Origin of the sequence: Pseudomonas cerasi, from assembly GCF_900074915.1 — a bacterium.
Taxonomy (GTDB): domain Bacteria; phylum Pseudomonadota; class Gammaproteobacteria; order Pseudomonadales; family Pseudomonadaceae; genus Aquipseudomonas; species Aquipseudomonas cerasi.
The window spans coordinates 2,815,461-2,840,277 of record NZ_LT222319.1 but is presented as its reverse complement, the minus strand read 5'-3'; the positions used below and the strand labels follow the sequence as shown (position 1 = coordinate 2,840,277).

The 24,817-nt window shown below is 52.3% G+C and carries 31 protein-coding genes; 8 read left to right on the top strand and 23 right to left on the bottom strand.

Going from position 1 to position 24,817, the window contains the following annotated elements; all coding sequences use genetic code 11:
• Window position 1: 1 nt before the first annotated feature.
• The 6 genes from PCPL58_RS15385 to PCPL58_RS15365 form a co-directional block, all read right to left on the bottom strand.
• On the bottom strand, window positions 2-361 hold the full coding sequence (locus PCPL58_RS15385) for a DUF2523 family protein (RefSeq protein WP_065349820.1): 360 nt from the start codon (window positions 359-361) through the stop codon (window positions 2-4).
• A 7-nt stretch (window positions 362-368) separates the two neighbouring features.
• The gene (locus PCPL58_RS31745) at window positions 369-1,625 is read right to left on the bottom strand and encodes a hypothetical protein (protein WP_157893907.1); all 1,257 of its coding nucleotides are present in this window, start codon (window positions 1,623-1,625) and stop codon (window positions 369-371) included.
• A 114-nt stretch (window positions 1,626-1,739) separates the two neighbouring features.
• A complete protein-coding gene (locus PCPL58_RS15370) occupies window positions 1,740-1,979 on the bottom strand; it encodes a major capsid protein (protein WP_041924561.1) in 240 nt (79 codons plus the stop codon).
• 262 nt (window positions 1,980-2,241) lie between these two features.
• Window positions 2,242-2,535: a propanediol utilization protein gene (locus PCPL58_RS29625; RefSeq protein ID WP_080164647.1), complete on the bottom strand. Its 294-nt coding sequence runs from the start codon at window positions 2,533-2,535 to the stop codon at window positions 2,242-2,244.
• 357 nt (window positions 2,536-2,892) lie between these two features.
• Window positions 2,893-3,129 (bottom strand): hypothetical protein, encoded by a 237-nt coding sequence (locus PCPL58_RS29620; protein ID WP_083188403.1) that lies wholly within the window; start codon window positions 3,127-3,129, stop codon window positions 2,893-2,895.
• A complete protein-coding gene (locus tag PCPL58_RS15365) occupies window positions 3,126-4,253 on the bottom strand; it encodes a phage/plasmid replication domain-containing protein (protein WP_065349818.1) in 1,128 nt (375 codons plus the stop codon). Before PCPL58_RS15365 ends, PCPL58_RS29620 begins: the two co-directional genes overlap by 4 nt.
• 113 nt (window positions 4,254-4,366) lie before the next feature.
• Here PCPL58_RS15365 and PCPL58_RS15360 point away from each other — a divergent pair, with 113 nt between their 5' ends.
• A complete protein-coding gene (locus tag PCPL58_RS15360; RefSeq protein WP_020313137.1) occupies window positions 4,367-4,576 on the top strand; it encodes a hypothetical protein in 210 nt (69 codons plus the stop codon).
• A gap of 81 nt (window positions 4,577-4,657) precedes the next feature.
• Window positions 4,658-4,855, top strand: a complete 198-nt coding sequence (locus tag PCPL58_RS15355) for a hypothetical protein (protein WP_054069057.1) — start codon at window positions 4,658-4,660, stop codon at window positions 4,853-4,855.
• A gap of 537 nt (window positions 4,856-5,392) precedes the next feature.
• On the opposite strand, the gene PCPL58_RS15350 is transcribed toward PCPL58_RS15355, so the two are convergent.
• From PCPL58_RS15350 to PCPL58_RS15325, 7 genes are all read right to left on the bottom strand, one after another.
• On the bottom strand, window positions 5,393-6,709 hold the full coding sequence (locus tag PCPL58_RS15350; RefSeq protein WP_065349821.1) for a zonular occludens toxin domain-containing protein: 1,317 nt from the start codon (window positions 6,707-6,709) through the stop codon (window positions 5,393-5,395).
• A gap of 1 nt (window position 6,710) precedes the next feature.
• On the bottom strand, window positions 6,711-7,070 hold the full coding sequence (locus PCPL58_RS15345) for a DUF2523 family protein (RefSeq protein ID WP_065349820.1): 360 nt from the start codon (window positions 7,068-7,070) through the stop codon (window positions 6,711-6,713).
• A 7-nt stretch (window positions 7,071-7,077) separates the two neighbouring features.
• A complete protein-coding gene (locus PCPL58_RS31740) occupies window positions 7,078-8,334 on the bottom strand; it encodes a hypothetical protein (RefSeq protein ID WP_157893907.1) in 1,257 nt (418 codons plus the stop codon).
• A gap of 114 nt (window positions 8,335-8,448) precedes the next feature.
• Complete coding sequence (locus PCPL58_RS15330) at window positions 8,449-8,688, bottom strand: major capsid protein (RefSeq protein WP_041924561.1); 240 nt, start codon at window positions 8,686-8,688, stop codon at window positions 8,449-8,451.
• Window positions 8,689-8,950: 262 nt separating this feature from the next.
• Window positions 8,951-9,244, bottom strand: coding sequence for a propanediol utilization protein (locus PCPL58_RS29610; RefSeq protein WP_080164647.1), 294 nt, complete (start codon window positions 9,242-9,244; stop codon window positions 8,951-8,953).
• A 357-nt stretch (window positions 9,245-9,601) separates the two neighbouring features.
• Complete coding sequence (locus PCPL58_RS29605; RefSeq protein WP_083188403.1) at window positions 9,602-9,838, bottom strand: hypothetical protein; 237 nt, start codon at window positions 9,836-9,838, stop codon at window positions 9,602-9,604.
• Window positions 9,835-10,962 carry a phage/plasmid replication domain-containing protein gene (locus PCPL58_RS15325; protein WP_065349818.1) on the bottom strand — a complete coding sequence of 376 codons (1,128 nt, stop codon included), beginning with the start codon at window positions 10,960-10,962 and terminating at the stop codon, window positions 9,835-9,837. The genes PCPL58_RS29605 and PCPL58_RS15325 overlap by 4 nt, the downstream gene beginning before the upstream one ends.
• 113 nt (window positions 10,963-11,075) lie before the next feature.
• On the opposite strand from PCPL58_RS15325, the gene PCPL58_RS15320 reads away from it, so the two are divergent.
• Window positions 11,076-11,285: a hypothetical protein gene (locus PCPL58_RS15320; protein WP_020313137.1), complete on the top strand. Its 210-nt coding sequence runs from the start codon at window positions 11,076-11,078 to the stop codon at window positions 11,283-11,285.
• A gap of 81 nt (window positions 11,286-11,366) precedes the next feature.
• Entirely contained in the window at window positions 11,367-11,552 is a 186-nt protein-coding gene (locus PCPL58_RS15315) for a hypothetical protein (RefSeq protein ID WP_003314989.1), read from the top strand.
• Window positions 11,553-11,885: 333 nt separating this feature from the next.
• On the opposite strand, the gene PCPL58_RS30920 is transcribed toward PCPL58_RS15315, so the two are convergent.
• From PCPL58_RS30920 to PCPL58_RS32660, 7 genes are all read right to left on the bottom strand, one after another.
• On the bottom strand, window positions 11,886-12,386 hold the full coding sequence (locus tag PCPL58_RS30920; protein ID WP_157893906.1) for a P-loop NTPase family protein: 501 nt from the start codon (window positions 12,384-12,386) through the stop codon (window positions 11,886-11,888).
• 233 nt (window positions 12,387-12,619) lie between these two features.
• Window positions 12,620-13,429, bottom strand: coding sequence for an IS21-like element ISPsy4 family helper ATPase IstB (istB, locus tag PCPL58_RS15305; protein ID WP_005741073.1), 810 nt, complete (start codon window positions 13,427-13,429; stop codon window positions 12,620-12,622).
• A complete protein-coding gene (gene istA / locus PCPL58_RS15300) occupies window positions 13,426-14,448 on the bottom strand; it encodes an IS21-like element ISPsy4 family transposase (RefSeq protein ID WP_002551322.1) in 1,023 nt (340 codons plus the stop codon). The genes istB (PCPL58_RS15305) and istA (PCPL58_RS15300) overlap by 4 nt, the downstream gene beginning before the upstream one ends.
• 68 nt (window positions 14,449-14,516) lie before the next feature.
• On the bottom strand, window positions 14,517-15,239 hold the full coding sequence (gene istB, locus PCPL58_RS15295; RefSeq protein WP_462687373.1) for a P-loop NTPase family protein: 723 nt from the start codon (window positions 15,237-15,239) through the stop codon (window positions 14,517-14,519).
• Window positions 15,232-16,731: an IS21-like element ISPsy20 family transposase gene (gene istA, locus PCPL58_RS15290; RefSeq protein ID WP_104685638.1), complete on the bottom strand. Its 1,500-nt coding sequence runs from the start codon at window positions 16,729-16,731 to the stop codon at window positions 15,232-15,234. The genes istB (PCPL58_RS15295) and istA (PCPL58_RS15290) overlap by 8 nt, the downstream gene beginning before the upstream one ends.
• A 92-nt stretch (window positions 16,732-16,823) precedes the next feature.
• Complete coding sequence (locus PCPL58_RS30910) at window positions 16,824-17,114, bottom strand: hypothetical protein (RefSeq protein WP_157893905.1); 291 nt, start codon at window positions 17,112-17,114, stop codon at window positions 16,824-16,826.
• 86 nt (window positions 17,115-17,200) lie between these two features.
• Window positions 17,201-17,401: a phage/plasmid replication domain-containing protein gene (locus PCPL58_RS32660; RefSeq protein ID WP_083188402.1), complete on the bottom strand. Its 201-nt coding sequence runs from the start codon at window positions 17,399-17,401 to the stop codon at window positions 17,201-17,203.
• A 964-nt stretch (window positions 17,402-18,365) separates the two neighbouring features.
• On the opposite strand from PCPL58_RS32660, the gene PCPL58_RS15275 reads away from it, so the two are divergent.
• Window positions 18,366-19,202 (top strand): PhzF family phenazine biosynthesis protein, encoded by an 837-nt coding sequence (locus PCPL58_RS15275; RefSeq protein WP_065349814.1) that lies wholly within the window; start codon window positions 18,366-18,368, stop codon window positions 19,200-19,202.
• Between the two features lie 204 nt (window positions 19,203-19,406).
• Here PCPL58_RS15275 and PCPL58_RS15270 read toward each other — a convergent pair whose 3' ends face one another.
• The 3 genes from PCPL58_RS15270 to PCPL58_RS15260 all read right to left on the bottom strand — a co-directional run bounded on the left by PCPL58_RS15270 (window position 19,407) and on the right by PCPL58_RS15260 (window position 21,468).
• Window positions 19,407-19,934, bottom strand: coding sequence for an NUDIX hydrolase (locus tag PCPL58_RS15270; RefSeq protein ID WP_065349813.1), 528 nt, complete (start codon window positions 19,932-19,934; stop codon window positions 19,407-19,409).
• Window positions 19,935-20,007: 73 nt separating this feature from the next.
• Window positions 20,008-20,478, bottom strand: coding sequence for an arsenate reductase ArsC (locus tag PCPL58_RS15265; protein ID WP_065349812.1), 471 nt, complete (start codon window positions 20,476-20,478; stop codon window positions 20,008-20,010).
• 90 nt (window positions 20,479-20,568) lie between these two features.
• Window positions 20,569-21,468, bottom strand: coding sequence for a LysR family transcriptional regulator (locus PCPL58_RS15260; RefSeq protein WP_065351060.1), 900 nt, complete (start codon window positions 21,466-21,468; stop codon window positions 20,569-20,571).
• Between the two features lie 131 nt (window positions 21,469-21,599).
• Between PCPL58_RS15260 and PCPL58_RS15255 the strand changes: the two genes are divergently transcribed.
• The 3 genes from PCPL58_RS15255 to PCPL58_RS15245 are packed head-to-tail and all read left to right on the top strand — an operon-like array spanning window position 21,600 to window position 24,574.
• A complete protein-coding gene (locus PCPL58_RS15255) occupies window positions 21,600-22,892 on the top strand; it encodes a CitMHS family transporter (protein ID WP_003314918.1) in 1,293 nt (430 codons plus the stop codon).
• The gene (locus tag PCPL58_RS15250; RefSeq protein ID WP_054080927.1) at window positions 22,893-24,257 is read left to right on the top strand and encodes an acyclic terpene utilization AtuA family protein; all 1,365 of its coding nucleotides are present in this window, start codon (window positions 22,893-22,895) and stop codon (window positions 24,255-24,257) included.
• Window positions 24,254-24,574, top strand: a complete 321-nt coding sequence (locus PCPL58_RS15245) for an AtuA-related protein (protein WP_065349811.1) — start codon at window positions 24,254-24,256, stop codon at window positions 24,572-24,574. The genes PCPL58_RS15250 and PCPL58_RS15245 overlap by 4 nt, the downstream gene beginning before the upstream one ends.
• Window positions 24,575-24,817 lie beyond the last annotated feature (243 nt).

Sequence of the window (24,817 nt, the reverse complement as noted above, 5' to 3'; positions counted from 1 at the left end):
GTTAATTGGCTCCAGGGATAAACTTCATTGCCCAGCGGGCTGGGATAGCAGAGAAGATCATAGTTAAGCCTTGAGGTATCTTGAAGAATGCAAGGGTTGACTGGATGTCGCCGGGGATACTTCCCCAAGCGGACTTCACAAGCGCAACCACCCCGCTCTCTTCTGATATCTCTTTAACGACCGTGTATGCAATGTCTAGCATGATGACTTTGAATTGCAAGTAAGAGTAGATAAGCGCTTTCGTTATGATAACGAGAGCATCCTTGAAGAATTGATAAATACCACTGGCCATGAAATCCCAGATGTACTGGAAGAAAGTATTGACACTATCAAGCCATGCAGCTAACCAAGAAAGATCCATAAATCACCTATGCAAAGACAATAAATAGGGCGATAACAGCGCACATAAAGAGGACTGCCTGAGCAATCCAGTCAAGAGAGCCCGAATATTTATCAAGACAGAAACTTATACTTTTGCCGAGAACGGTAACAGCAGGTGGACAGTAAAGACTTCCACCGCCACCAAGCGAAAGATCACCAATAGGTGAAAAAACACTTTTAAGCTTATCTAAACCGTCCTTAATCTCATCTTTAGAGTCGTCTATTTTTTTCTGCCATTTTTCATCCTCACCATCTAAAGAACCTTGCTCGGGGGCTTTGAGCTTGGTTGTCGAGGGACCATCACCTTCACCACAGTCGGACGTACAAGTTCCATTACCACCACTGCCAGTGCCAGAGCCGCTACCAGTACCAGAACCACTGCCTGTACCAGATCCAGAACCGGTACCACTACCAGAGCCAGAACCAGTGCCAGAACCAGAACCACTACCTGAACCTGAGCCAGAGCCGCTACCAGAGCCTGAGCCTGAGCCCGTACCGGAGCCGGAACCCGAACCAGACCCAGAACCGTTACCAGTACCTGAACCACCGCCTGAGCCGGTATCAGAGCCGGAACCAGTACCCGTGCCAGTGCCCGAACCTGATCCAGATCCAGTGCCAGGCGTAGGAGTAGTGCCAGTATCACCGCCAGAACCACTGCCGGTATCGGGGGATGGATCAGGAGCCGGAGCTTCATAAAGTTCACCTGTAATAATTACGTCAGCAGTACAAGTAAATCCTGCACCAGTAACAGAAGAACGACAAATAGCAAAACCAGTTATTGAAGTGCCGCAACCTCCAATGTCGGGAGCATGTGGAGTATCACCTGATTGAGTCCATGAGTAAGACTTTGAAACAGCACCTTTGGCATCAACACACTTTTGAACAGGTGAATCACAGGAACCAGTAGTGGCATTGTATTCACCAGAATCACAGGAGTTACCATATCTAGAAAAACCAAATTCATATGGACGAGTCTGACTGCCATCATTATTAAGAAATGTAGCAGAACAAGTAGCAGTAACGTTAGGAGGAGCGGTGATATTAATACTAACGACGGTAACAGTCTGAGTAGCACCGTAGGCTAAATGGGCAAAACCAACGCAAGCCTGTGAGGGAGAATCATACTGATCGTTAGTATTGCCCCATCTATAAGCAGAAAAAGCAGATGATGAAAAAAGTGAAAACAAAGAAAGAAGAACAAAAACAAAGAAGCCAGATGGAGTGGCCGTAAAGTATTTTGACATGAAAAACCCCCGAATTACCGGGGGCTGAAGTTAGAGATATTCAGCGCACCGGATACCTGAAACCAGTGCGCTGGCCATGAGAACACCGACCAGCGCAGACCAGATCAAGGCTGGTTAGACCTTGCGGACAAGGGCAATGATGACACCGACGACAGCCAGGGCGCATACAACGGCGACAACAGAGCCACCAACGCTCTCACCGCCAGTCTGAGCAACAGCGAGAGCTGCCTGAGCATCAGTAACAGCGTCAGCGAACGCTGCAGTGCCAGCGAGTGCTACAACAGCACCAGTGATGCCGACAACAGAACGGCGGAACGAAGGGACGGAACGGAACTTCTGGATTGCTTGTTTCATTGTGTTAACTCCTGCGGATTTTCCGCACTTGGGAAATGATGATTCCAGCTGCAAAACCTACTACGAACAAACCGATTGTTCCCCAAAAAAACTGGAGATATATCTCGGTGTCAAACCCACCGGTAATAAGCAGTTCTAACTGAGCCTGCTGTTCAGGTGATACAACATAAGTTTCCGACCAAGTCTGAGAGTCGCACGAAGTCACACCCTCTGACGAAGTGGAAAAGCGACTGCATACTAAAACAGACTGGATCGGCACTTATTAACCCGCCTTATTCATTGCAGCAGAAAGAGGCGGAATATTCTTACGACGACCTTGGCGAGGATCACAGGTGAACTCAAGACGGCCATCACGAACATCGGCAATGACATCGCACTCATAAGTACCGGGTTGAGGAACTTCGGCCGGAGTGGAGGCATAGAAGTCAGTCTTCTGAGGATAAGGAATATTTGGCAAATGAACGAATGCCTGAAACATGGTATAAGGTTTTTGAGACTTGGCAGCAACGCCAGAACGCTGAATGCCTGTTACTTCGATAAGCAATGTCATGGACATGGTAAAGCCCCTTACAGTGTAGGCAGCCGAGTACTTAGGCTCGGATTGCGATATGCCCAGCTGGGCGGAATAAGATTTGGTGCACGGCGAAACGTGAGAAACTGACGCTTAGCTATTTGAGACTTAACCTGCTCAGTTGATGCAGCCTGTAGAAACAGACGCATAAGCGAGCTAGCGAAAGCAGAATCATCAATGTTGCCAGAGTTAAAATTAGCAATTTCAGCCTCGACTGAATAACGGAGAATCTGATATTGAGACTTGTCCATTATTTACGCACCATGAGATAAATACAGATGAAAATAAAAGGTATTAAAAATAAAAAATAAAGTGGAACGTTGAACGACAGAAAAAGGCGCATTAATAACCCATCCATTCAGCTACAGAAATAGTCCCTTGCCAACTTGACTCGCGATCATGAAACCAAATCTTTTCAGGTTTAGTGCCCTGCTCTTTCCTGAGTTCAATTACAGAAAGAGTTTCATTAACCTGCTGAGTGAGAACAGGGTTCATAAAATCACGAACGTGACGCTGCTGTTCAAGCATGCGACGTTGCCCAGGTGAAAGCTGAATGCCTTGAAGGCTTACAGTCTTCATGCGGCCAACTTCAAGTGATTAGCGCGGCGGTACCAGAGAGGTACAGCAAGTTCGGCCTTGCAAACCTCACGGCACTGGCGAACAAAAACAGGTGCAAAACGAGAAGTGTCGCACGCATTACGAATGTTTATACCAATACGATTAAGGCGAGCAGCATGGGTCTGTACCTGCTTTTTATTAAAGTCAAAGACCTGACCATGCATCCATTGGATTGCATACATAGCTGTGGTATTGGCTGAACGAGTAGAATCAACGACTTTCTCAGCAACCAATTGCTCACTGATGCTAACTATATCCATAGCTGTCACCTTTAACCTTTCGTCTATTTTAAGAAACTCACGGTGGAGTTCGCCAAATCGGCTCTCGTTAAACATACCCCAGTAGCACAGGGCATCTCGCTGGAGGAATTCACTCTTTAATTCTTGTTCCATACGGACGACACCGTTATGGAAACAGTAATTGCGAAGATCAAGTACATACTTAAATTGCTCAGAGTCTTCACCATAAAGACGCTTAATCTTAGGTAAAAGATTCTGATCCATTTCAAATGCTTTATCGTAACCCTTACGATATTGAAGACGACCGCCCTGCCCATTGCCCTTTGGGGTCCAAGAAACAGTTCGGCCATTTGGATATAGAAAACCTATTGAGTGTCCAATACGCTGGCTAGATACACCGCGAAGATAGGCAAGAACATTGCCCTCGCCTAGAGCAATGTTAGTTGTCAGGTCGATTCGTTCAATCTTGGCCCCATCGGCAACAAGATCACTCGATTTAGCGCCTGATACGCCTTGGCGCAATTCAAGGCGTGTGCAACGTGTGAAAGCAGGAAGCCCGTATTCACGCAATAGCGCGTTGTAGACAGATATGCACTGTTCAACTGAGGTGTAGCCAAAAAGGTTATCAAGTCGACCTACTCTGCTGGGATTGCCTTCGACACGAACTTTTCGACCCTGAACATGGATAGTAACGGACGTGGAATGGCTGGCTTCATGTTTAAAACGAGGCTGGCGAGTACTCAAGACCTCGTTGGTATTGGAATCGATGGTCAACGTGAAAACGTCACAGACCACAGGTAGGTCGTGGTCGTGCTCCTGGGAAACGGTGAGCCAGTCGATCATCATGCGGAGCGTCCTTACACATGCACACAAGTAACATGGGAGAGGAATGTACACATGTGGAACTGCACACGTCAATACGTGTCAACGTGCACACATGTATTATTGGAGGGAATTTGATGAACGGTGATGGCATGGCCACGAACGTAAGACTGACGACTGCCGAGCAGGAAGCTATTCGGCAAAAAGCTATAGAATTCAATAAGATACTGATAAAGCAAGGAAAGCAGCCATTACGCGACAGCGAACTGGTGCACAAAATCCTCGAAAAATCAGTACCTTACGCAAGGCTTTCAGAATCAGGGGATGTGATTATCGATTCTGAGTGACCAGTAAACCGTGGGATACCACGGTAAAGTGGGGGTGTAACAGCACCCCCACCCGGCTGGCTCAAAATCGCAGGAGGCGTGATGCACTGGATATTGGCAATAGCGATGACAGGATCAAGCACAGCAAGCGTCATGAGGCCGTACAGCACCGAGGCAGAGTGCAGAAAAGCACTGGAAGAGTTTTTCAGTAGGCCACACGGAAAAATGGAGTACAACGGCAGCTGCTTTGACGAAAACGACGAAAACGACAGGAAATTCCTGAAATTATTCAAAGGCTGATACAGCAAGAGCGCCACGCCCTGCGCCGAACTCAGCCCGGACGATAGAACTGTCCGCCCTGCCCCTACGGGCCCTACGGGGTCCTATGCTGAATCAATCCCAGGAGAACGAAGTTAGCCTGGCAGATCGATAGAAGCTCTCCGCATTCGCTACGAACAGGGGCTCGCCCCTGAAGCCCCGAGGTGCTGCAAGGGAATTGCCTCCGGGACCAGACAACCGACTGTGCTGTGCGATTTGGGTCCGTTGCGGTAAAGCTGGGTGATCATGGCGCGAAGTGATCTTGCGGAGGGCCTGAGAGCGTCACACGCGATCAGGAGAGGTGGTGCCACGCATAATTGACGTTATGGGTAAATCGATCGCCGGGGGCTGCGCAATGGTCCCGACGATCGATTCTGGCCGTTGGCCGCAAGTACCATAACGTCCTCACATTATGCGTACCTCTGGAATTCACCTCGGGATCGAGGTACAGTCCTTTTAATCACTAAAAAGCATAACTCAACTAAATTACCGTTTAGTCGAGTTATAACAGGCTGGCTGTCAATTGATGGTTCGTGGCGTGCGACTGCTGTCAGCAACCACGGTGAAACTGGCGCCTTTCGAGGCTGGCGTTTGTACACCTGGGGTTGATGTCGACGGATGAGAAGATGAAGGATTGGGTCCAGCGGCGGCGGCTCGTCGCTCTGCACCGAGCCACTTCTCGCCACCGCCGCTGGACGATGAGCCAAGACAGGCAACGGTACGTTGCTCGCCATGGTAATGCAGTTCAGCCACGCAGCCGCCATGCGGAAAGATGGCGTAACCGGCAGCGAGCATATCGCGTGTGGTTTGAGTAAAAGAACGGTCACCTTTGGATAGCTCAAAAACGAATATAGTGCCGCGAGTCTCGCTGGTGATACTTCCCTTAATGACTATCTCATAACTTCCAAAAGGATCAGAGGTTACGCTAGGAAGTGGCACAACTTGCTTATTAGGTAAAATATCAGGAGCCAAGTTAGGAGCTTTAGCAGGACCTTGAGGAACAGGAGCTTGAGAAACCGGCGCAACGGGCTTAGGAGATCCCACAGATAACGGATTGCTGAAAGCATTAGCCCCGTTACGCCAGTAAATAGTGCCGAAAATAGCAACCAGTACTCCGACGAGAATAACAACGCGAGGCGATGCGAGCGCGTTTTTGCCCGCCATGGTGTCGCGATGTTGGCCGGTTGCTGTTGAGTCGTAGAGCTGGAAGACTCGTTTGTCAATTTTTCTGAGTGCAACGATGTTTGATCCATCGGTAGGTGCCCTATTCTCTTGAGCTGAATGCATGGCCTCCTTGTAGTCTTTGGCAACAAGGAATTTGAGCCATTTACCAAGCAGCATCAGGTTAGAGTGCTGATAAGCGGCCTCAGAAGTCTGACGAATATCGGTGTGAACATACTTAATATTCGGCGTAGTAAGGATGATGTCCCAGTTCCAGTGACGGTGGCGTGTCCAAGCATCAAGAAAGTTCATGGGACGATCAGCAGCCTTGGCTGCATCCATACCTTCAGGATAGTCGTAACGCTCAACCCATTTATCTGTCCACTTTTGAGGAAACAGGGTTTGAGCCTCATCAAAGATCATAAAGGCGTTTCGAGGCACCCAATGGAACCAAGTTCTAATTCGTTCCATGCCTTCTTGGGACTCGTGATCGATGTATAGAAGATCAAAAGTATCAGGAAGATCAGGAAACAAGCTGTGGAACTTTTCACTAGACATACCCCGTATATTTGTGACGATCAATCGTCCAGCTTTGGCAGCGGGAACAGCGTCATCCCAGACAGCACCGGACGTTTTATATGATCCATTGGGACCGTGATGAATTTTGATGGCCATGTTAATTGGCTCCAGGGATAAACTTCATTGCCCAGCGGGCTGGGATAGCAGAGAAGATCATAGTTAAGCCTTGAGGTATCTTGAAGAATGCAAGGGTTGACTGGATGTCGCCGGGGATACTTCCCCAAGCGGACTTCACAAGCGCAACCACCCCGCTCTCTTCTGATATCTCTTTAACGACCGTGTATGCAATGTCTAGCATGATGACTTTGAATTGCAAGTAAGAGTAGATAAGCGCTTTCGTTATGATAACGAGAGCATCCTTGAAGAATTGATAAATACCACTGGCCATGAAATCCCAGATGTACTGGAAGAAAGTATTGACACTATCAAGCCATGCAGCTAACCAAGAAAGATCCATAAATCACCTATGCAAAGACAATAAATAGGGCGATAACAGCGCACATAAAGAGGACTGCCTGAGCAATCCAGTCAAGAGAGCCCGAATATTTATCAAGACAGAAACTTATACTTTTGCCGAGAACGGTAACAGCAGGTGGACAGTAAAGACTTCCACCGCCACCAAGCGAAAGATCACCAATAGGTGAAAAAACACTTTTAAGCTTATCTAAACCGTCCTTAATCTCATCTTTAGAGTCGTCTATTTTTTTCTGCCATTTTTCATCCTCACCATCTAAAGAACCTTGCTCGGGGGCTTTGAGCTTGGTTGTCGAGGGACCATCACCTTCACCACAGTCGGACGTACAAGTTCCATTACCACCACTGCCAGTGCCAGAGCCGCTACCAGTACCAGAACCACTGCCTGTACCAGATCCAGAACCGGTACCACTACCAGAGCCAGAACCAGTGCCAGAACCAGAACCACTACCTGAACCTGAGCCAGAGCCGCTACCAGAGCCTGAGCCTGAGCCCGTACCGGAGCCGGAACCCGAACCAGACCCAGAACCGTTACCAGTACCTGAACCACCGCCTGAGCCGGTATCAGAGCCGGAACCAGTACCCGTGCCAGTGCCCGAACCTGATCCAGATCCAGTGCCAGGCGTAGGAGTAGTGCCAGTATCACCGCCAGAACCACTGCCGGTATCGGGGGATGGATCAGGAGCCGGAGCTTCATAAAGTTCACCTGTAATAATTACGTCAGCAGTACAAGTAAATCCTGCACCAGTAACAGAAGAACGACAAATAGCAAAACCAGTTATTGAAGTGCCGCAACCTCCAATGTCGGGAGCATGTGGAGTATCACCTGATTGAGTCCATGAGTAAGACTTTGAAACAGCACCTTTGGCATCAACACACTTTTGAACAGGTGAATCACAGGAACCAGTAGTGGCATTGTATTCACCAGAATCACAGGAGTTACCATATCTAGAAAAACCAAATTCATATGGACGAGTCTGACTGCCATCATTATTAAGAAATGTAGCAGAACAAGTAGCAGTAACGTTAGGAGGAGCGGTGATATTAATACTAACGACGGTAACAGTCTGAGTAGCACCGTAGGCTAAATGGGCAAAACCAACGCAAGCCTGTGAGGGAGAATCATACTGATCGTTAGTATTGCCCCATCTATAAGCAGAAAAAGCAGATGATGAAAAAAGTGAAAACAAAGAAAGAAGAACAAAAACAAAGAAGCCAGATGGAGTGGCCGTAAAGTATTTTGACATGAAAAACCCCCGAATTACCGGGGGCTGAAGTTAGAGATATTCAGCGCACCGGATACCTGAAACCAGTGCGCTGGCCATGAGAACACCGACCAGCGCAGACCAGATCAAGGCTGGTTAGACCTTGCGGACAAGGGCAATGATGACACCGACGACAGCCAGGGCGCATACAACGGCGACAACAGAGCCACCAACGCTCTCACCGCCAGTCTGAGCAACAGCGAGAGCTGCCTGAGCATCAGTAACAGCGTCAGCGAACGCTGCAGTGCCAGCGAGTGCTACAACAGCACCAGTGATGCCGACAACAGAACGGCGGAACGAAGGGACGGAACGGAACTTCTGGATTGCTTGTTTCATTGTGTTAACTCCTGCGGATTTTCCGCACTTGGGAAATGATGATTCCAGCTGCAAAACCTACTACGAACAAACCGATTGTTCCCCAAAAAAACTGGAGATATATCTCGGTGTCAAACCCACCGGTAATAAGCAGTTCTAACTGAGCCTGCTGTTCAGGTGATACAACATAAGTTTCCGACCAAGTCTGAGAGTCGCACGAAGTCACACCCTCTGACGAAGTGGAAAAGCGACTGCATACTAAAACAGACTGGATCGGCACTTATTAACCCGCCTTATTCATTGCAGCAGAAAGAGGCGGAATATTCTTACGACGACCTTGGCGAGGATCACAGGTGAACTCAAGACGGCCATCACGAACATCGGCAATGACATCGCACTCATAAGTACCGGGTTGAGGAACTTCGGCCGGAGTGGAGGCATAGAAGTCAGTCTTCTGAGGATAAGGAATATTTGGCAAATGAACGAATGCCTGAAACATGGTATAAGGTTTTTGAGACTTGGCAGCAACGCCAGAACGCTGAATGCCTGTTACTTCGATAAGCAATGTCATGGACATGGTAAAGCCCCTTACAGTGTAGGCAGCCGAGTACTTAGGCTCGGATTGCGATATGCCCAGCTGGGCGGAATAAGATTTGGTGCACGGCGAAACGTGAGAAACTGACGCTTAGCTATTTGAGACTTAACCTGCTCAGTTGATGCAGCCTGTAGAAACAGACGCATAAGCGAGCTAGCGAAAGCAGAATCATCAATGTTGCCAGAGTTAAAATTAGCAATTTCAGCCTCGACTGAATAACGGAGAATCTGATATTGAGACTTGTCCATTATTTACGCACCATGAGATAAATACAGATGAAAATAAAAGGTATTAAAAATAAAAAATAAAGTGGAACGTTGAACGACAGAAAAAGGCGCATTAATAACCCATCCATTCAGCTACAGAAATAGTCCCTTGCCAACTTGACTCGCGATCATGAAACCAAATCTTTTCAGGTTTAGTGCCCTGCTCTTTCCTGAGTTCAATTACAGAAAGAGTTTCATTAACCTGCTGAGTGAGAACAGGGTTCATAAAATCACGAACGTGACGCTGCTGTTCAAGCATGCGACGTTGCCCAGGTGAAAGCTGAATGCCTTGAAGGCTTACAGTCTTCATGCGGCCAACTTCAAGTGATTAGCGCGGCGGTACCAGAGAGGTACAGCAAGTTCGGCCTTGCAAACCTCACGGCACTGGCGAACAAAAACAGGTGCAAAACGAGAAGTGTCGCACGCATTACGAATGTTTATACCAATACGATTAAGGCGAGCAGCATGGGTCTGTACCTGCTTTTTATTAAAGTCAAAGACCTGACCATGCATCCATTGGATTGCATACATAGCTGTGGTATTGGCTGAACGAGTAGAATCAACGACTTTCTCAGCAACCAATTGCTCACTGATGCTAACTATATCCATAGCTGTCACCTTTAACCTTTCGTCTATTTTAAGAAACTCACGGTGGAGTTCGCCAAATCGGCTCTCGTTAAACATACCCCAGTAGCACAGGGCATCTCGCTGGAGGAATTCACTCTTTAATTCTTGTTCCATACGGACGACACCGTTATGGAAACAGTAATTGCGAAGATCAAGTACATACTTAAATTGCTCAGAGTCTTCACCATAAAGACGCTTAATCTTAGGTAAAAGATTCTGATCCATTTCAAATGCTTTATCGTAACCCTTACGATATTGAAGACGACCGCCCTGCCCATTGCCCTTTGGGGTCCAAGAAACAGTTCGGCCATTTGGATATAGAAAACCTATTGAGTGTCCAATACGCTGGCTAGATACACCGCGAAGATAGGCAAGAACATTGCCCTCGCCTAGAGCAATGTTAGTTGTCAGGTCGATTCGTTCAATCTTGGCCCCATCGGCAACAAGATCACTCGATTTAGCGCCTGATACGCCTTGGCGCAATTCAAGGCGTGTGCAACGTGTGAAAGCAGGAAGCCCGTATTCACGCAATAGCGCGTTGTAGACAGATATGCACTGTTCAACTGAGGTGTAGCCAAAAAGGTTATCAAGTCGACCTACTCTGCTGGGATTGCCTTCGACACGAACTTTTCGACCCTGAACATGGATAGTAACGGACGTGGAATGGCTGGCTTCATGTTTAAAACGAGGCTGGCGAGTACTCAAGACCTCGTTGGTATTGGAATCGATGGTCAACGTGAAAACGTCACAGACCACAGGTAGGTCGTGGTCGTGCTCCTGGGAAACGGTGAGCCAGTCGATCATCATGCGGAGCGTCCTTACACATGCACACAAGTAACATGGGAGAGGAATGTACACATGTGGAACTGCACACGTCAATACGTGTCAACGTGCACACATGTATTATTGGAGGGAATTTGATGAACGGTGATGGCATGGCCACGAACGTAAGACTGACGACTGCCGAGCAGGAAGCTATTCGGCAAAAAGCTATAGAATTCAATAAGATACTGATAAAGCAAGGAAAGCAGCCATTACGCGACAGCGAACTGGTGCACAAAATCCTCGAAAAATCAGTACCTTACGCAAGGCTTTCAGAATCAGGGGATGTGATTATCGATTCTGAGTGACCAGTAAACCGTGGGATACCACGGTAAAGTGGGGGTGTAACAGCACCCCCACCCGGCTGGCTGAAAATCGCAGGAGGCGTAATGAACTGGGTACTGGCGATAGCGATCGCAGGATCAAGCACAGCAAGCATCATGAGGCCGTACAGCACGGAGGCTGAGTGCAGGAAAGCACTGGAAGAGTTTTTCGATAAACAGCACGGAAAAACGCAGTACAGCGGGAGCTGCTTTGAAAAGAACAGCCCGGTACTGAAACTGCTGAAAGGATGATATCGGAAGAGCCTGGCAGGTCGATAAAAGCTCTCCGCATTCGCTACGAACAGGGGCTAGCCCCTGAAGCCCCGAGGTGCTGCAAGGAAATTGCCTACGGGACCCGACAAGCGTCTGTGCTGTGCGCTATAGGTCCGTTGCGGTAAAGCATGGTAATCAGGCGCGAGGTGGGTTTTGCGGTGTCTGAGAGGGCTTTACACGCGTTCTAGGCCGGAGGTGGCCACGCATAATTGACGTTATGGGTAAATCGAACACCGGGGCTTCGCAATGATCCCGGTGCACGATTCTGGCCGTTGGCCGCAAGTACCATAACGTCCACACATTATGCGTACCTCAATTTGCACTCGTTACAGGCAACGTGCGCGGTCCGCGGCTGGTGTCAGCGACAACAGTGAACGGAACGCCACGTGCTGCTGCCACGTTCCCAGATCCCGAAGATGAACGATTGGAAGGAGAAGAAGAACCGCCGCCAGTGGCGGCGGCTCGCTCTGAACCGAGCCGCTCTCCGCCACCACTGGCTGCTCCAGAGCAAAGAACAGTTCGATGGCTACCGGGAAAGGTCAATTCGGCTACGCACGGGCCTCGGTGAATGATGCCGTATCCGGTCTGCTGAAAGTCGACTGACGTCTGAATAAAAGAACGATCATCCTTGACGAGCTGGAAGATGAAAATAGTTTCACGATCAAGACCGCCGATACTGCCCTTGATGACGATATCAAAACCGGCAAAAGGATCATTACTTACGCTAGGAGGTTGTTGGCGCTGATTGAAAACTGACCCACCCTGCCGATTGAAAATTGACCCAGGACGGATTGCTGATTTTTGCCCCAGCAATTGTGGATAAGCTTAGCAGCAGTGTTCCGATTGAAGACGCATCAAGCCCCACCGCATGCAGCAGGGCATTTATGGTGCGGATCAAAATGGCTCATCGTCCTCGATATCATTTCCGTCCTTTCGCTTTCGTTCGCGTGTTTTGATCTTTGTCTGGGCAGCCAATGTGCTGTGTTGTAGGCGGTAGGTGTCAACGCCAACTAAAAAGTGACCCCCTTCCGTGCTAAATCGCCAACTTAGTTTTGACCCCCCTCGGGTTCATATTTTCGAGCCGGTTCGGCCCGAGAAGATTTGGTTCCTGCTTTGCGCTTGTCCTTGAGTCGATAGCTTTCACCTGTCATCTGCACGATATGGGCATGATGTAACAGCCTGTCCAGCATGGCCGCTGTCAGTGTTTGATCATCCGCAAAGGTTCCGGCCCACTGGGTAAACGGCAAGTTACTCGTGAGGATCAGGCTGCCTTGCTCGTAGCGCTTGGCGACAACATTGAAGAACAGGTTGGCTTCATCACGACCAAACGGCAGGTAGCCGATTTCATCGATGACCAACAACCCAGGGGCCATCACCACACGACTGAAGTATTCCTTGAGCCGTTCCTGGCGGTGCGCAGCGGTCAGTTGCAGCATCAAGTCAGCCGCCGTGACGAAGCGGGTTTTGATACCGGCCATCACTGCCCGGTAGGCCAGGGCGATAGCCAGGTGGCTCTTGCCTACACCACTAGGCCCCAGGAACACGATGTTCTCGGCACGTCCAACAAAACTCAGTGCTGCCAGCTCCTGGAGCTGTGCCCGGGGGACGCCGGTGGCAAACGCGAAGTCGTATTGCTCCAGCGTTTTCACAGCGGGCAGCGCGGCAGTTTTCAGCAGGGCCTGTCGAGAGCGTTCACTTCGGGCATCGGTCTCGGCAGCCAGCAGCTTTTCGAGGAAGTCGGCAAAGCTGTCTTCGCCGCTTGCTGCTTGTTGGGCCAGGTGCGGCCAGTCCACCCCGACGCGCTCAAGCTTTAGCCCCTTGCATAGTTCTGTCAGGCGAGCATGTTGAAGGTTCATGCTCTCACCTCCAGCAGTTGCTCATAAACCGACAGCGGATGCTGCAAGCTCTCGTACGGCAGGACCCGTCCCAGGCGTAGGCCTTGGGCGGGTTGCGGGCGCAGGCTCTGTGTTGGCAGTGGTAATAGTACCTGCTGCTCTTGGGCCAGACGTACCGCCGGTTGAACACCCGTCGTGCCGTGAATCCGCTGATGAGCGACTTCGTCGAGCCATTGGCCGATATGTGCGTTGGCCGTCACCACATCCAGCGTCAGACCCGCACTCTTGAGCGTAGCGGCCAACGGGGTAATGAAACTGCCCTTCAGATACCCGTTGAAGCGCTCAACCTTGCCCTTGGTCTGGGCACGGTAAGGGCGGCAGACCTTGGGAATAAAACCAAACTCATCGGCCAGCGCAGCCAATCGGGGATGCCAACGGTGCTGGCCCTCCCCAAAAGCATCTCGCTCGGTGATGATGGTTCCGGCGTTATCAAACAATGCCTGCTCGGGCACGCCGCCAAAGTAAGCGAACGCCTCCCGAAGCCCTGTCAGCCAGGCTTCGCTGTCCTCTCGCTCGGAGAAACGGACAAAGCTTGCTCGACTAAAACCAAGTGTCGCCACGAACGCCTTAAGCGGCTGACGGCCTCGTCGAATGGTGGTGAAGTCCACCTGTATCTGCTTGCCGGGCAGTGTCTCGAAACGTACCACCGGCTCTTCTGCCTTACGTTTGAAGGGGCGAATATAAGCCTTCAGACGACTGACGCCGCCGCTGTACCCCAATGCCGTGATCTCACGCAGCAGGACGGTCGCCGGAATCCAGTGTGGGCGCGCCGCCTCAATACGCTCGTGCAGGTAGTCCTTGAAGGGGTCGATTTTGCACGGACGTGCGGGTCTCACCTTGTCACTGGGTAGCGACCGGGCCTTTCGCAGGTACTTGCGCACGGTGTTACGCGAAATACCCAGCTCACGGGCGATGAATTTGATGCCATGGCCCTGACGGGCCAACACTTTAATTTCCACAGACTGCTCCTGGGTCAACATATTGGCAGCTCAAAGCCGCCAGTTTTACCCAGGGGGGTCAATTCTAGGTTGGCGTTAGGGGGTCATTTTTACAGTGGCGGTGACAGGTAGGACTCGTTGCCCGTTTCGACGATGTGGCAGTGGTGTGTCAGCCGATCCAGCAACGCGGTGGTCATCTTGGCGTCGCCAAACACACTCGACCATTCCGAGAAGCTCAGGTTGGTGGTGATGACCACGCTGGTGTGTTCGTACAGTTTGGACAGCAGGTGAAATAACAGGGCGCCACCGCTTTGGCTGAAGGGCAAATATCCGAGTTCATCCAGTATCACCAGGTCTGTGCGCAGCAGTGCCTGGGCGATTCGCCCTGCCTTGCCATCGTACTTCTCACGCTCCAGCAGATTCACCAGATCCACCGTGGAAAAGAAGCGCACGCGTTTGTTGTAGGCCGTGATTCCGGATACAGCCAAGGCACTGGCCAGGTGTGTTTTCCCGGTGCCAGGGCCGCCGATGAACACGACATTCTGCGCGGTTTCAGTGAACGCCAAGCTGGATAGATCGCTGACCAGCCGGGCATCAGCGCTGGAAGCGCTGAAGTCAAAGCCAGCTAAGTCACGGTGCATGGGGAGTTTTGCCATGTTCATCTGATGATTCACCGAGCGCACCGCGCGATCCGCATGTTCCTGCTGAAGCAGATGTTCCAGCAGCCATTTCGATGAAGCCGTCGACGCTGTTCCTTGAGAGACCAGTTCTTCCCAAGCACTGGCCATGCCGTGCAGGCGCAGTTCTTTGAGTTCAGTCATTAGGTCACGCATTGCGATTCTCCTCATCGGTCGTACGGAGCCGGTCGTAGCGTGCTGTATTGGCAACCGGCGCCACTTTGAGTTGCAGGCTGGTTTCTACACAGGGAGGTGGTGCGGTGGAGGTCAGGCGGGCAACGACATTGAGGATGTGATCGGCGCTCAGACTTCCCGATTCAAGTACCAGCTCCACCGCCACCAGCACTGGTTCGAGACCGGCGATGGGCACAGCAGCCAGTACCTGCATCATGATTCGATCACCGTTGGTGTGACGCCTCAGTCCGCGTTTAAGAAGCTGTAACGGTTTTGGCAGATCAGCAAATGGAGCGCCATTGCGCAGTGCACCAGGCTTGCGTTCGATGAGTGGGATGTAGTGCTGCCAGTCAAAACCGATCTGATCTCGATCAAAGAGGCGCTCGTGACTGGCGATCACCGTTTCGTCGGCAATGACCACGATTCGCGAAGGGTACAAACGGCTGCTGACCCATTGATCCACACGCTCGCAAGGCACCGAATAACGATTGCGCGCCACGCTGATCAGGCAGGTGCTAGAGACACGGACGGTGCGTTCCACGTAGCCATCAAAGGCCGTCGGCATCGGCATCATTTCAGCCTGCTCCAGCTCCAGGGCTTCTGCCACCGTCAAACCGTTGTACTGCGGATGTACAAGTTCAGCCCAGAGCGTACGACAGCGTTGGCCGAGCCAGACGTTCAGCTCCTCGAAGGTATGGAACATGCAATTTTGAGCATCGAGCCAGATTCGCCTCCGGCTGTCTTGCACGTTCTTTTCGACGATGCCTTTCTCCCAGCCAGAGGCCACGTTGCAGAAGTCCGGATCGAACAGATAGTGCGCGCACATCACGGAAAACCGGGCATTGACCGTGCGGCCTTTGCCTTTGTTAACCTTGTCGACAGCCGTTTTCATGTTGTCGTAGATGCCGCGACGTGGCACGCCACCCAACGCTCCAAACGAACGTGTATGGGCATCAAACAGCATCTCGTGGCCTTGACTGGGGTACGCAACCAACCAGAACGCGCGACTTGCGCACAGCTTCATATGGGAGACCTGGATACGTCGAAACAGGCCACCGATCAGCAGGCCTTCTTCGCTCCAGTCAAACTGAAAGGCCTCACCGAGGGCAAAAGTCAGCGGTACAAAAGCGCGTACAGACTTGCCTTGCTCGCACCGCCAAGAGCGGACAAACGCCGTGAGCTGGCTGTAACCGCCGTCATAACCCTCGGCCTTGATCTGCTCAAAAAGTGCCTTGGCGCTCCTACGGTTGTGTTTTGGCCGGAACGAATCAGCCTTGAGCGCCTGCTCTAAGGTCTCGTGAAAAGGGTTGAGCTTATTGAAGGATGCGCACCGTTGGTACGCCGGTTGATTGGCTTCGGGCGCTCTGACCCATTTTCGGATGGTGTTTCTCGACAGCCCGGTACGCTTGGCTATCTGATGCAGCGAGAGCTTGTCGCGGAAGTACATCCGCCGGATTTTTCCCAACATTTCCATGCTGATCACCCTGTGTTCTCCTGCTCAAAAAGTGAGCAGAAGCAGTTGAACACCTGGGTCAGTTTTCAGTCGGCAGAACAGCCTCTACTGGGTCAGTTTTCGGTCAGCGGCAACACGTCCTGCCTCAGCAAAAGCTTGGACTCAACACCCATAGGAACGCATCCAGAGAGATAGCCAAGGACAACACAGCCATAAGAAACAGTGTCAGATTCGACGGATTCATGAACAGAAACGTGAAACCCAACCAAACCAAGAGGGTCAACGGCTGGAATGCCGGAAATTGAACATGATATTTTTTCACGTTCGGGCACTGAAACAAAGGTAAGCGGAATAGAGCTTTCACGCGGTGAAAAGCTAGCTTGAGTAGAATTTGTGACAGCCATTGGTGATCCTCCATAGATCGGTAATGGTCAGCAGGATGGGGAGGTACGAACTCCCCTACCCTGCATTAATCGGCAGCTGAATTAGATTATTCAGCTACATGCGGTTTAACGATATCAAAACCTAATTTCCTTAAACGCGCTCTATGCGTTTGAACACTCCTATCAGAAGAGTCAAAGACACAGCCCTCACGCCAGAGCTGATAGTAAATGGCAGTGGAATATGCAGAAAGTTGACTGCTAACTATCTGACGAGAAAGAAGAGTTTCTATTAGCTCACGACAAGTCATTTGAATGGCTCAATCACCGAAGACCTACACGGTATTACGTAGAGAAAAACAAAGCAAGAAATATCGAAGAGCTCTGCGGTTTTAGAGGGTTCGTCCGAAGTAATCTTCGGTAAAGTGGGGGTGTAACAGCACCCCCACCGGGCTGACTGAAAATCGCAGGAGCGAGCATGATTGAATGGATGCTGATAATCGCGTTGGGCACAGGGAACGAGCTACACGGCGCTTACAAGTCGCAGGAGGACTGCCAGAAGGCAGGAATCGAACTGATGACTGCACGGTATAGCCTGGGCAAGCCAGGCACTGCCGGGTGCTACAAGAAATTCTCAGTGATGACAAGCAAACCGTAGAAGCTCTCCGCCTTCGCTACGAACAGGGGCTAGCCCCTGAAGCCCCGAGGTGCTGCAAGGAAATTGCCTACGGGACCCGACAACCGTCTGTGCTGTGCGTTATGGGTCCGTTGCGGTAAAGCATGGTAATCAGGCGCGAGGTGGGTTTTGCGGTATCTGAGAGGGCTTTGCACGCGTTCTAGGCCGGAGGTGGCCACGCATAATTGACGTTATGGGTAAATCGAACACCGGGGCTTCGCAATGATCCCGGTGCGCGATTCTGGCCGTTGGCCGCAAGTACCATAACGTCCTCACATTATGCGTAACAAGATGTTACGCGATCTCAGCCTCGAATCAATCCTGAGTGAAACCGCCACGCACATTGATCTATCACGAAGCTAAAAACACTGAGCGAGCCCGGCGCTGTATCGAGTTGCTTTATCCGTGATGGCTACGCAGCGCTGTCGCGATGACTCGGTTGTACCCATTAACAACAATGGGTCGAGAACCAGATCCAATCACGGGCTCCTGGACTCAAGAACTGGCTCTTCGCCGGGTCGTTCGTGCGGCTATGTGGACACTATCCTGCGATGTATTTAGGGTTACCTTTCCCACGGAACCCGACCGACGAGCGCTTTATGCCCAATACACTGAGTTTTCACCAGGTTGATGTATTCGCCAGTAAGCCCCTGGAAGGCAATGCCCTGGCAGTCGTAAGCGACGCTGATGATCTGACCACCGAACAAATGGCCGCGTTCGCACGTTGGACAAACCTTAGCGAGACGACATTTCTCATGCGTCCTACCCATCCTGATGCGGATTATCGTGTACGTATCTTTACTCCAATCCGTGAACTTTCTTTCGCTGGCCACCCTACTTTAGGCAGCTGTTACGTGTGGTTGGGGGATCATGGTTTTTCGCAAAGTAAAGAAGTCGTTCAGGAGTGTGATGCAGGTTTAGTTCACATCCGCCGCGACGGCCCTCGTTTGTCTTTCGCGGCACCACCGTTGCTACGTGGAGGCGCGGTTGAAGACGATGTTTTGCACAGCATCATCGATGGATTGGGTGTTGCACCTGACCGTATTATTGCGAGCCAATGGGCAGACAACGGCCCGGGTTGGGTTGTGGTAATGCTGCGCACGCGTGAAGAATTGTTGGCAATACATCCAGACTATGCAGCACTGAATGGGTTAAACGTAGGGGCCTTTGCGCCTTGGGTCGGGCGAGATGCAGAAGCTGATATCGAAGTTCGAGCCTTCATTAGTAACAGGTCTGCAGAAGACCCTGTTACTGGTAGCCTTAATGCCAGCCTTGCCCAATGGCTAATACCCACCGGGCTAATGCCAAAACGATATACCGTCAGCCAAGGTACGGCGTTGGGACGTCGCGGACGAATTCAGGTAGAACAGATCGGTGAAGGCATCTGGGTTGGTGGTGAAGTTCAAAAATGCATTACCGGCCAAGTCTCTTTTTAGCAGATGATTAAAATCAGGTTGAGTCAGCGAGCTTTTGATGACGATCTACCAAGGAGCGTGAGACTCATATTCGCCTGCAGAACAACCGCCCTCGCCCAACCTTAAAGTCCCTGAGATTAATAACTCAACTAAACAGTCATTTAGTTGAGTTATCAATCACCCCCCACAGGCGCCCCTCCTGCACTTGACCCAGACATAAAATACTCACCGGTTGACGACCAACTCCGAGGCGACTTTTCTCAGCATTAAGGTCTCGCGTTGTATGGACTGCCCCATCGAAGACTCCTGACGCTGCATAACAGTCTCATTATGAGCGATGGCTTCAGTTACGCTGATCCAGACGGGCCGCATGCCATTGGCTATTTCATGGCTTTCCATTCTAACGGGCTCTAATTGGTGCGCGACTTCGCACAGATAAAAATGTGAGGTCATGTGCATCAGATCATACTGGGGCTTCCAATAGGGCCGGTATTCTTCGATGTAACCATAATGCTGGAGCACCTGAATTTCGCGAGCGCCCGTCTCTTCTTCAAATTCACGCTTCAACCCTGTAACAACGTCCTCGTCTGCATCAAGGCCGCCTCCAGGAAAGCTGAAGTCGTTATAGCGTTCAGTGAACAGTAAAAGTATTTTCTCATCCCTCAATACGATGCCGCGTGCCGCATGGCGTCTGAATATTCTGCCCTGTGTGGACTTCAGTTCGGGATGAATGATTTCGGTAATGAGCTGCATGGGATCTTCATTTCAAGTGAGCTGGAGAATTCGAAGCAGTTGTCAGCCTGGTCGTAGCAACCTTTATCGCTCTTCAAAGCGAACCTATACGATCAAGTTCGGCCTTGAGCTGGTCGGTGCTGATGGCCTCCAGTGGCAACGCAAGAAACGCTGTCACACGCTCGCGAATTTTGGCGAGTGTGCTTTCAAACGCTGCGGTGATCTGCGCTTCCGACCCGGAGACTTCGGAAGGATCAGCCAGCCCCCAATGCGCCTTCAGGGCAGGCCCGAAGAAGATCGGGCAGGTTTCACCTGCAGCCCTGTCACAGACGGTGATCACGATATCTGGAGGCGAGCCTTCAAAAGCGTCCGAAGCCTTGCTGCTCAGGCCTGCGGTGGAAATACCTGCTGCTTCCAGGGTTCGCAAAGCCCGTTGATTTACCTGGCCACTGGGAAAACTGCCCGAGCTTACTGCCTCCACACCTGGATGCGCCAGATTGTTGAAAAGCGCCTCAGACAGAATGCTGCGGCAGCTGTTGTGGGTGCACATGAACAATACTTTCATCGTTGCATACCTTGAGTCAGAAACCGGGACGCAATGCCGAGACACCCGTCTTTCTTCTATCCCATCCTATTCCATTCGTATAACAGGAAATCAATGGCTGGGATCGCCGAGCGTGCGCAGATCCTCCAGCAACCGAACAAATTCGACAACAGCTGGGGCCATTGTGTGCTCCGTACGGGTAATGAGCCCGATTTGCCGAACAACACCCGTATGGTCAACTGGCACCTTGCTCAGGTCTCCCCGCCCATCGTCCGCTGACTCCGGAAGAAGCGCAACGCCCTGCCCCTGCCTGACCAACGCCAGCACGGTAGACATGTAATTGGCTTCCAGACCCGCAGATAAAGGCAGTTGCTCGTCAGCAAACACTCGCTCGACCAAATCGCGAACGCTGCTTTCCCTGCCGGTAAGAACGATCGGAAAAACAGCTATCTCGTCCAGTCTCACTGTCGGACGCTTTGCCAGTGGATGGTCTTTTGGGGCGAACAGGCACAACCGGTCTTCCAATATCGCGTTGAACTCCAGCCCATGAGTGGGCCGAGCCTGTACGCCTAATCCGAAATCCACTTCGCGCTCCATGACAAGCGTGTCGATGCGTTGCGCGACGACATCTCGCAGTCTGACCTCGACACCGGGAAACCGCTCGCGGAACGTCTTCAACACGACAGGCAGTACACCTGAACACAGCGATGGCAAGGCGGCGATGGTGATCAAGCCGCGTCGTGAGGCTGCAATATCCCGCGCAGCAGTAACGATGTTGTCCAGATCCAACAGCAGTTTTTCCATGGGTAAAAGCGCATTTTGCCCGGCGCCGGTCAAGCAGACATGACGCGGGCTTCGTTCCAGCAAGGCAACGCCAAGCCAATCTTCCAGTTGCTGGATTTGTACGGTCAGTGCAGACGGCGACAAGTTGAGAGCAGCTGCGGCCTTGGAAAAACTGCCGGTCTGAGCGACTGACAGAAAGGCGCGGATGTGCTGGATCGAATTCTTCATTTTGTTTTTCCGAACAAGACCCACTGAATATTTCAATTCACAGAGCATAGCGTCGTTGTTATTACTCTTGCAAAACAACAAGAGGGTGTCTCGTCGCTGCCGCGCACAGGGATGCCAAAGAGGATCTGCCCATGCTCGCCACACTCGGTGTGATAACCATCCTTGCCATGCTCGTCAGTATTATGAGCAAACGCATATCTCCCCTGGTTGCATTGATCGCCCTCCCGATCATCGCCGCCCTCCTCGCTGGTTTTGGTCTGCAAACCAGTGGTTTCATCATCACAGGCATCAAGAACGTTGCGCCCGTAGTCGGGATGTTTGTATTCGCCATCCTCTTCTTCGGCATCATGACGGATGCCGGCATGCTCGATCCGATCATTGATCGCATCCTCAAACGGGTCGGTACACGGCCGACCCGCATCGTCATGGGCACCGCACTGCTGGCGCTGTTGGTGCATCTGGACGGCTCCGGCGCGGTGACCTTTCTCGTGACCATTCCGGCAATGCTGCCGTTGTATACGCGGCTGGGCATGGATAAACGCATACTGGCCTGCGTCACGGCGATGGCTGCGGGTGTCAACTTCCTGCCCTGGACGGGTCCGGTGTTGCGCTCCTCCGCAGCCCTTCACGTGCCGGTTTCGGATCTGTTTCAGCCGCTCATTCCGGTGCAGATCGTCGGACTGATCTTCGTCTTCACCTGCGCGTTCTTCCTGGGACGGCGTGAAGAGCGACGCCTGGGCCTGGGTCCTGACAATCTCGATGTAAAACCCCACCAACGCGTGCTCAGTGATGCCGAGCGTGAACTGCGCAAGCCTCGGTTGTTCTGGGTCAACCTGCTGCTGACGCTGGTGGTGATGGGCGTAATGATCGCGGGGGTTGTCGATCCGGTGGTGATGTTCATGCTCGGCACCGTGATTGCCTTGTGCATCAACTATCCTGCCGTGGACGCACAACGGGCACGCATCGACGCACACGCCAAAACGGCCCTGACCATGGCCAGTATTCTGCTTGCTGCCGGGGTATTCACAGGCATCATGCAGGGCACCGGGATGCTGAAGGCCATGGCAGAAGTGGCCGTAGGCCAGATCCCGGCCGGGCACGGCAAGCTGATCCCGGTCGTCGTAGGCTTTCTATCCATGCCCTTGAGCCTGCTCTTCGATCCGGACTCCTTCTACTTCGGCATCATGCCCGTGGTCGCCGAGGTCGGCAAAGCGCTCGGCGTTGACCCGATGCAGGTCGCGCAGGCGTCGCTGCTTGGCGTGCATACCACCGGCTTCCCGGTCAGCCCGTTGACGCCAGCGACCTTTCTGCTGGTCGGCCTGTGCAAGATCGAACTGGCTGACCACCAGCGTTTCACTATCCCTTTCCTGTTTGCGGCCTCGGTCATCATGACCCTGACCGCTATGGTCATAGGAGTTTTCTGAATGAAAACAATACGGATTGGTTCAGGAGCCGGTTATTCCGGCGACCGCATCGAGCCGGCGATCGAGCTGGCCGAGCATGGGCAACTGGATTACCTGGTATTTGAATGCCTCGCAGAACGTACCATTGCGCTGGCACAGCAGTCGCGTCTGGCAGACCCATCAGCAGGCTACGATCCATTGCTGAGCGAGCGCATGCGCCGGGTCTTGCCTTTTGTGGGCAACGGCGTTGACGGTACGCGCCGCCGCTTGCGAATCATCACCAACATGGGCGCTGCAAATCCGCTTGGCGCCGCTAGTGAAATACGCCGGATAGCGGCAGAGCTGGGCTTGAGCGGCTTGAAAGTCGCAGCCCTGACAGGCGATGACGTGCTCACAGCCCTGCTGCAACAGCCCGATCAAACCCTCGACAACGGCAGGTCTCTGCGATCCCTCGGCGACAGACTCATCTCGGCCAATGCCTATCTGGGCGCGGAAGGAATCATCCAGGCCTTGCGCGCCGATGCTGACGTGATCGTTACCGGAAGGGTCGCTGATCCCTCACTGTTTCTCGCACCGCAAATGTTCGAGTTCGGCTGGGCCGAGGACGCATGGGCATTACTGGGTCGCGGAACCCTGGTCGGGCATTTGCTCGAATGTGCCGGCCAGGTCAGCGGCGGCTATTTCGCGGATCCTGGTGTTAAAGACGTCCCAGACCTCGACCGTCTGGGCTTCCCGCTGGCCGAGATAGATGCGGCAGGCAACGCCGTCATTAGCAAAGTGGCAGGCTCCGGTGGCCGCATTGATACCGCCACCTGCACCGAGCAAATGTTGTACGAAGTGCATGACCCTGCCGCCTATCTGACGCCGGATGTCAGCGCGGATTTCACCGATGCTGCCTTCGAATCCGTCGCCAGAGACGAAGTGCGCGTTCAGGGGGCGGACGGACACGCACGTCCCGCGACGCTGAAGGTGTCAGTAGGTTTTCTGGATGGCTGGATCGGCGAAGGACAAATGTCCTACGGCGGCCCCGGCGCGCTGGCTCGCGGACAATTGGCGAAGGACATCGTACTCAAACGCCTGGCCCTGACAGGCGTGGTATGTGAGGACATTCGAGCCGAACTGATCGGCGTTAACGCCTTGCATGGAAGTCACCTGGGAGCGCGCGCCGAGGGCGAGCCCTGGGAAGTACGCCTCCGGGTGGCCGCGCGTTGCGTGGACAAAAACGATGCAATACGCGTCGGCAATGAGGTGGAAACCCTCTACACCAACGGCCCGTACGGCGGCGGCGGTGCGAGCAAGTCAGTCCGCCAGGTAGTCGCGGTGGCGTCGTTGTTTGTGCCGAGAGACCAGGTCAACCTGCACGTGCATCTGGAGGATCTGGCATGAACACCACCAAATTGCGGGACATCGCTCATACACGTACCGGTGACAAGGGTGACGCCTCCAATATCTCCATCGTTGCCTTTCGCATCGACGATTATCCACGTCTGGCTGAGCTGCTGACGGTGGAACGGGTCACTGAACACTTTGCCGAACTGCTGGATGCAAATGGACCACCCGTACGGCGCTACGAACTGCCACGTGTTGGTGCGCTCAACTTCGTCCTGCCCGGCATCCTGCGTGGCGGGGTCACGCGGTCACTGGCGCTCGATGCCCACGGCAAGGCTCTGGGGGCCGCACTGCTCGATCTGGCCCTGGAATGACGAGCGGCTTAGCGCGAGGCGGCACATCGGTCGCGCACCTAGCGGTGCACTTTGGCGCACCCTGCACGCATTGATGCAGCAAATCCGTACCCGCTGAAAAATTGGTTCACTCAACGGCGAACCAATCCCCTTGCCATGCCGCGGACCAACCCGGCGGACCTTTGAACATTGGCCCGCCAGGCTTGATCCGCGACAGTGGCTGGCCATCTTGCCCGGCAAAATTGACCGAACCAATTTTCATTG

What these genes read in the sequence shown, in the direction of transcription:
- PCPL58_RS31740 (WP_157893907.1), bottom strand. Translation starts at nt 8,334, where the DNA reads ATGTCAAAATACTTTACGGCCACTCCATCTGGCTTCTTTGTTTTTGTT.
- PCPL58_RS15330 (WP_041924561.1), bottom strand. Translation starts at nt 8,688, where the DNA reads ATGAAACAAGCAATCCAGAAGTTCCGTTCCGTCCCTTCGTTCCGCCGT.
- PCPL58_RS15325 (WP_065349818.1), bottom strand. Translation starts at nt 10,962, where the DNA reads ATGATGATCGACTGGCTCACCGTTTCCCAGGAGCACGACCACGACCTA.
- PCPL58_RS15255 (WP_003314918.1), top strand. Translation starts at nt 21,600, where the DNA reads ATGCTCGCCACACTCGGTGTGATAACCATCCTTGCCATGCTCGTCAGT.
- PCPL58_RS15260 (WP_065351060.1), bottom strand. Translation starts at nt 21,468, where the DNA reads ATGAAGAATTCGATCCAGCACATCCGCGCCTTTCTGTCAGTCGCTCAG.
- PCPL58_RS15265 (WP_065349812.1), bottom strand. Translation starts at nt 20,478, where the DNA reads ATGAAAGTATTGTTCATGTGCACCCACAACAGCTGCCGCAGCATTCTG.
- PCPL58_RS15370 (WP_041924561.1), bottom strand. Translation starts at nt 1,979, where the DNA reads ATGAAACAAGCAATCCAGAAGTTCCGTTCCGTCCCTTCGTTCCGCCGT.
- istB (WP_462687373.1), bottom strand. Translation starts at nt 15,239, where the DNA reads ATGCGTGACCTAATGACTGAACTCAAAGAACTGCGCCTGCACGGCATG.
- PCPL58_RS15250 (WP_054080927.1), top strand. Translation starts at nt 22,893, where the DNA reads ATGAAAACAATACGGATTGGTTCAGGAGCCGGTTATTCCGGCGACCGC.
- PCPL58_RS15245 (WP_065349811.1), top strand. Translation starts at nt 24,254, where the DNA reads ATGAACACCACCAAATTGCGGGACATCGCTCATACACGTACCGGTGAC.
- PCPL58_RS15350 (WP_065349821.1), bottom strand. Translation starts at nt 6,709, where the DNA reads ATGGCCATCAAAATTCATCACGGTCCCAATGGATCATATAAAACGTCC.
- PCPL58_RS15345 (WP_065349820.1), bottom strand. Translation starts at nt 7,070, where the DNA reads ATGGATCTTTCTTGGTTAGCTGCATGGCTTGATAGTGTCAATACTTTC.
- PCPL58_RS15315 (WP_003314989.1), top strand. Translation starts at nt 11,367, where the DNA reads ATGAACTGGGTACTGGCGATAGCGATCGCAGGATCAAGCACAGCAAGC.
- istB (WP_005741073.1), bottom strand. Translation starts at nt 13,429, where the DNA reads ATGAACCTTCAACATGCTCGCCTGACAGAACTATGCAAGGGGCTAAAG.
- PCPL58_RS15360 (WP_020313137.1), top strand. Translation starts at nt 4,367, where the DNA reads ATGAACGGTGATGGCATGGCCACGAACGTAAGACTGACGACTGCCGAG.
- PCPL58_RS29620 (WP_083188403.1), bottom strand. Translation starts at nt 3,129, where the DNA reads ATGAAGACTGTAAGCCTTCAAGGCATTCAGCTTTCACCTGGGCAACGT.
- PCPL58_RS15355 (WP_054069057.1), top strand. Translation starts at nt 4,658, where the DNA reads ATGCACTGGATATTGGCAATAGCGATGACAGGATCAAGCACAGCAAGC.
- PCPL58_RS29625 (WP_080164647.1), bottom strand. Translation starts at nt 2,535, where the DNA reads ATGTCCATGACATTGCTTATCGAAGTAACAGGCATTCAGCGTTCTGGC.
- PCPL58_RS29610 (WP_080164647.1), bottom strand. Translation starts at nt 9,244, where the DNA reads ATGTCCATGACATTGCTTATCGAAGTAACAGGCATTCAGCGTTCTGGC.
- PCPL58_RS15385 (WP_065349820.1), bottom strand. Translation starts at nt 361, where the DNA reads ATGGATCTTTCTTGGTTAGCTGCATGGCTTGATAGTGTCAATACTTTC.
- PCPL58_RS15320 (WP_020313137.1), top strand. Translation starts at nt 11,076, where the DNA reads ATGAACGGTGATGGCATGGCCACGAACGTAAGACTGACGACTGCCGAG.
- istA (WP_104685638.1), bottom strand. Translation starts at nt 16,731, where the DNA reads ATGGAAATGTTGGGAAAAATCCGGCGGATGTACTTCCGCGACAAGCTC.
- PCPL58_RS32660 (WP_083188402.1), bottom strand. Translation starts at nt 17,401, where the DNA reads ATGACTTGTCGTGAGCTAATAGAAACTCTTCTTTCTCGTCAGATAGTT.
- PCPL58_RS15275 (WP_065349814.1), top strand. Translation starts at nt 18,366, where the DNA reads ATGCCCAATACACTGAGTTTTCACCAGGTTGATGTATTCGCCAGTAAG.
- PCPL58_RS31745 (WP_157893907.1), bottom strand. Translation starts at nt 1,625, where the DNA reads ATGTCAAAATACTTTACGGCCACTCCATCTGGCTTCTTTGTTTTTGTT.
- PCPL58_RS15365 (WP_065349818.1), bottom strand. Translation starts at nt 4,253, where the DNA reads ATGATGATCGACTGGCTCACCGTTTCCCAGGAGCACGACCACGACCTA.
- istA (WP_002551322.1), bottom strand. Translation starts at nt 14,448, where the DNA reads ATGTTGACCCAGGAGCAGTCTGTGGAAATTAAAGTGTTGGCCCGTCAG.
- PCPL58_RS30910 (WP_157893905.1), bottom strand. Translation starts at nt 17,114, where the DNA reads ATGGCTGTCACAAATTCTACTCAAGCTAGCTTTTCACCGCGTGAAAGC.
- PCPL58_RS29605 (WP_083188403.1), bottom strand. Translation starts at nt 9,838, where the DNA reads ATGAAGACTGTAAGCCTTCAAGGCATTCAGCTTTCACCTGGGCAACGT.
- PCPL58_RS15270 (WP_065349813.1), bottom strand. Translation starts at nt 19,934, where the DNA reads ATGCAGCTCATTACCGAAATCATTCATCCCGAACTGAAGTCCACACAG.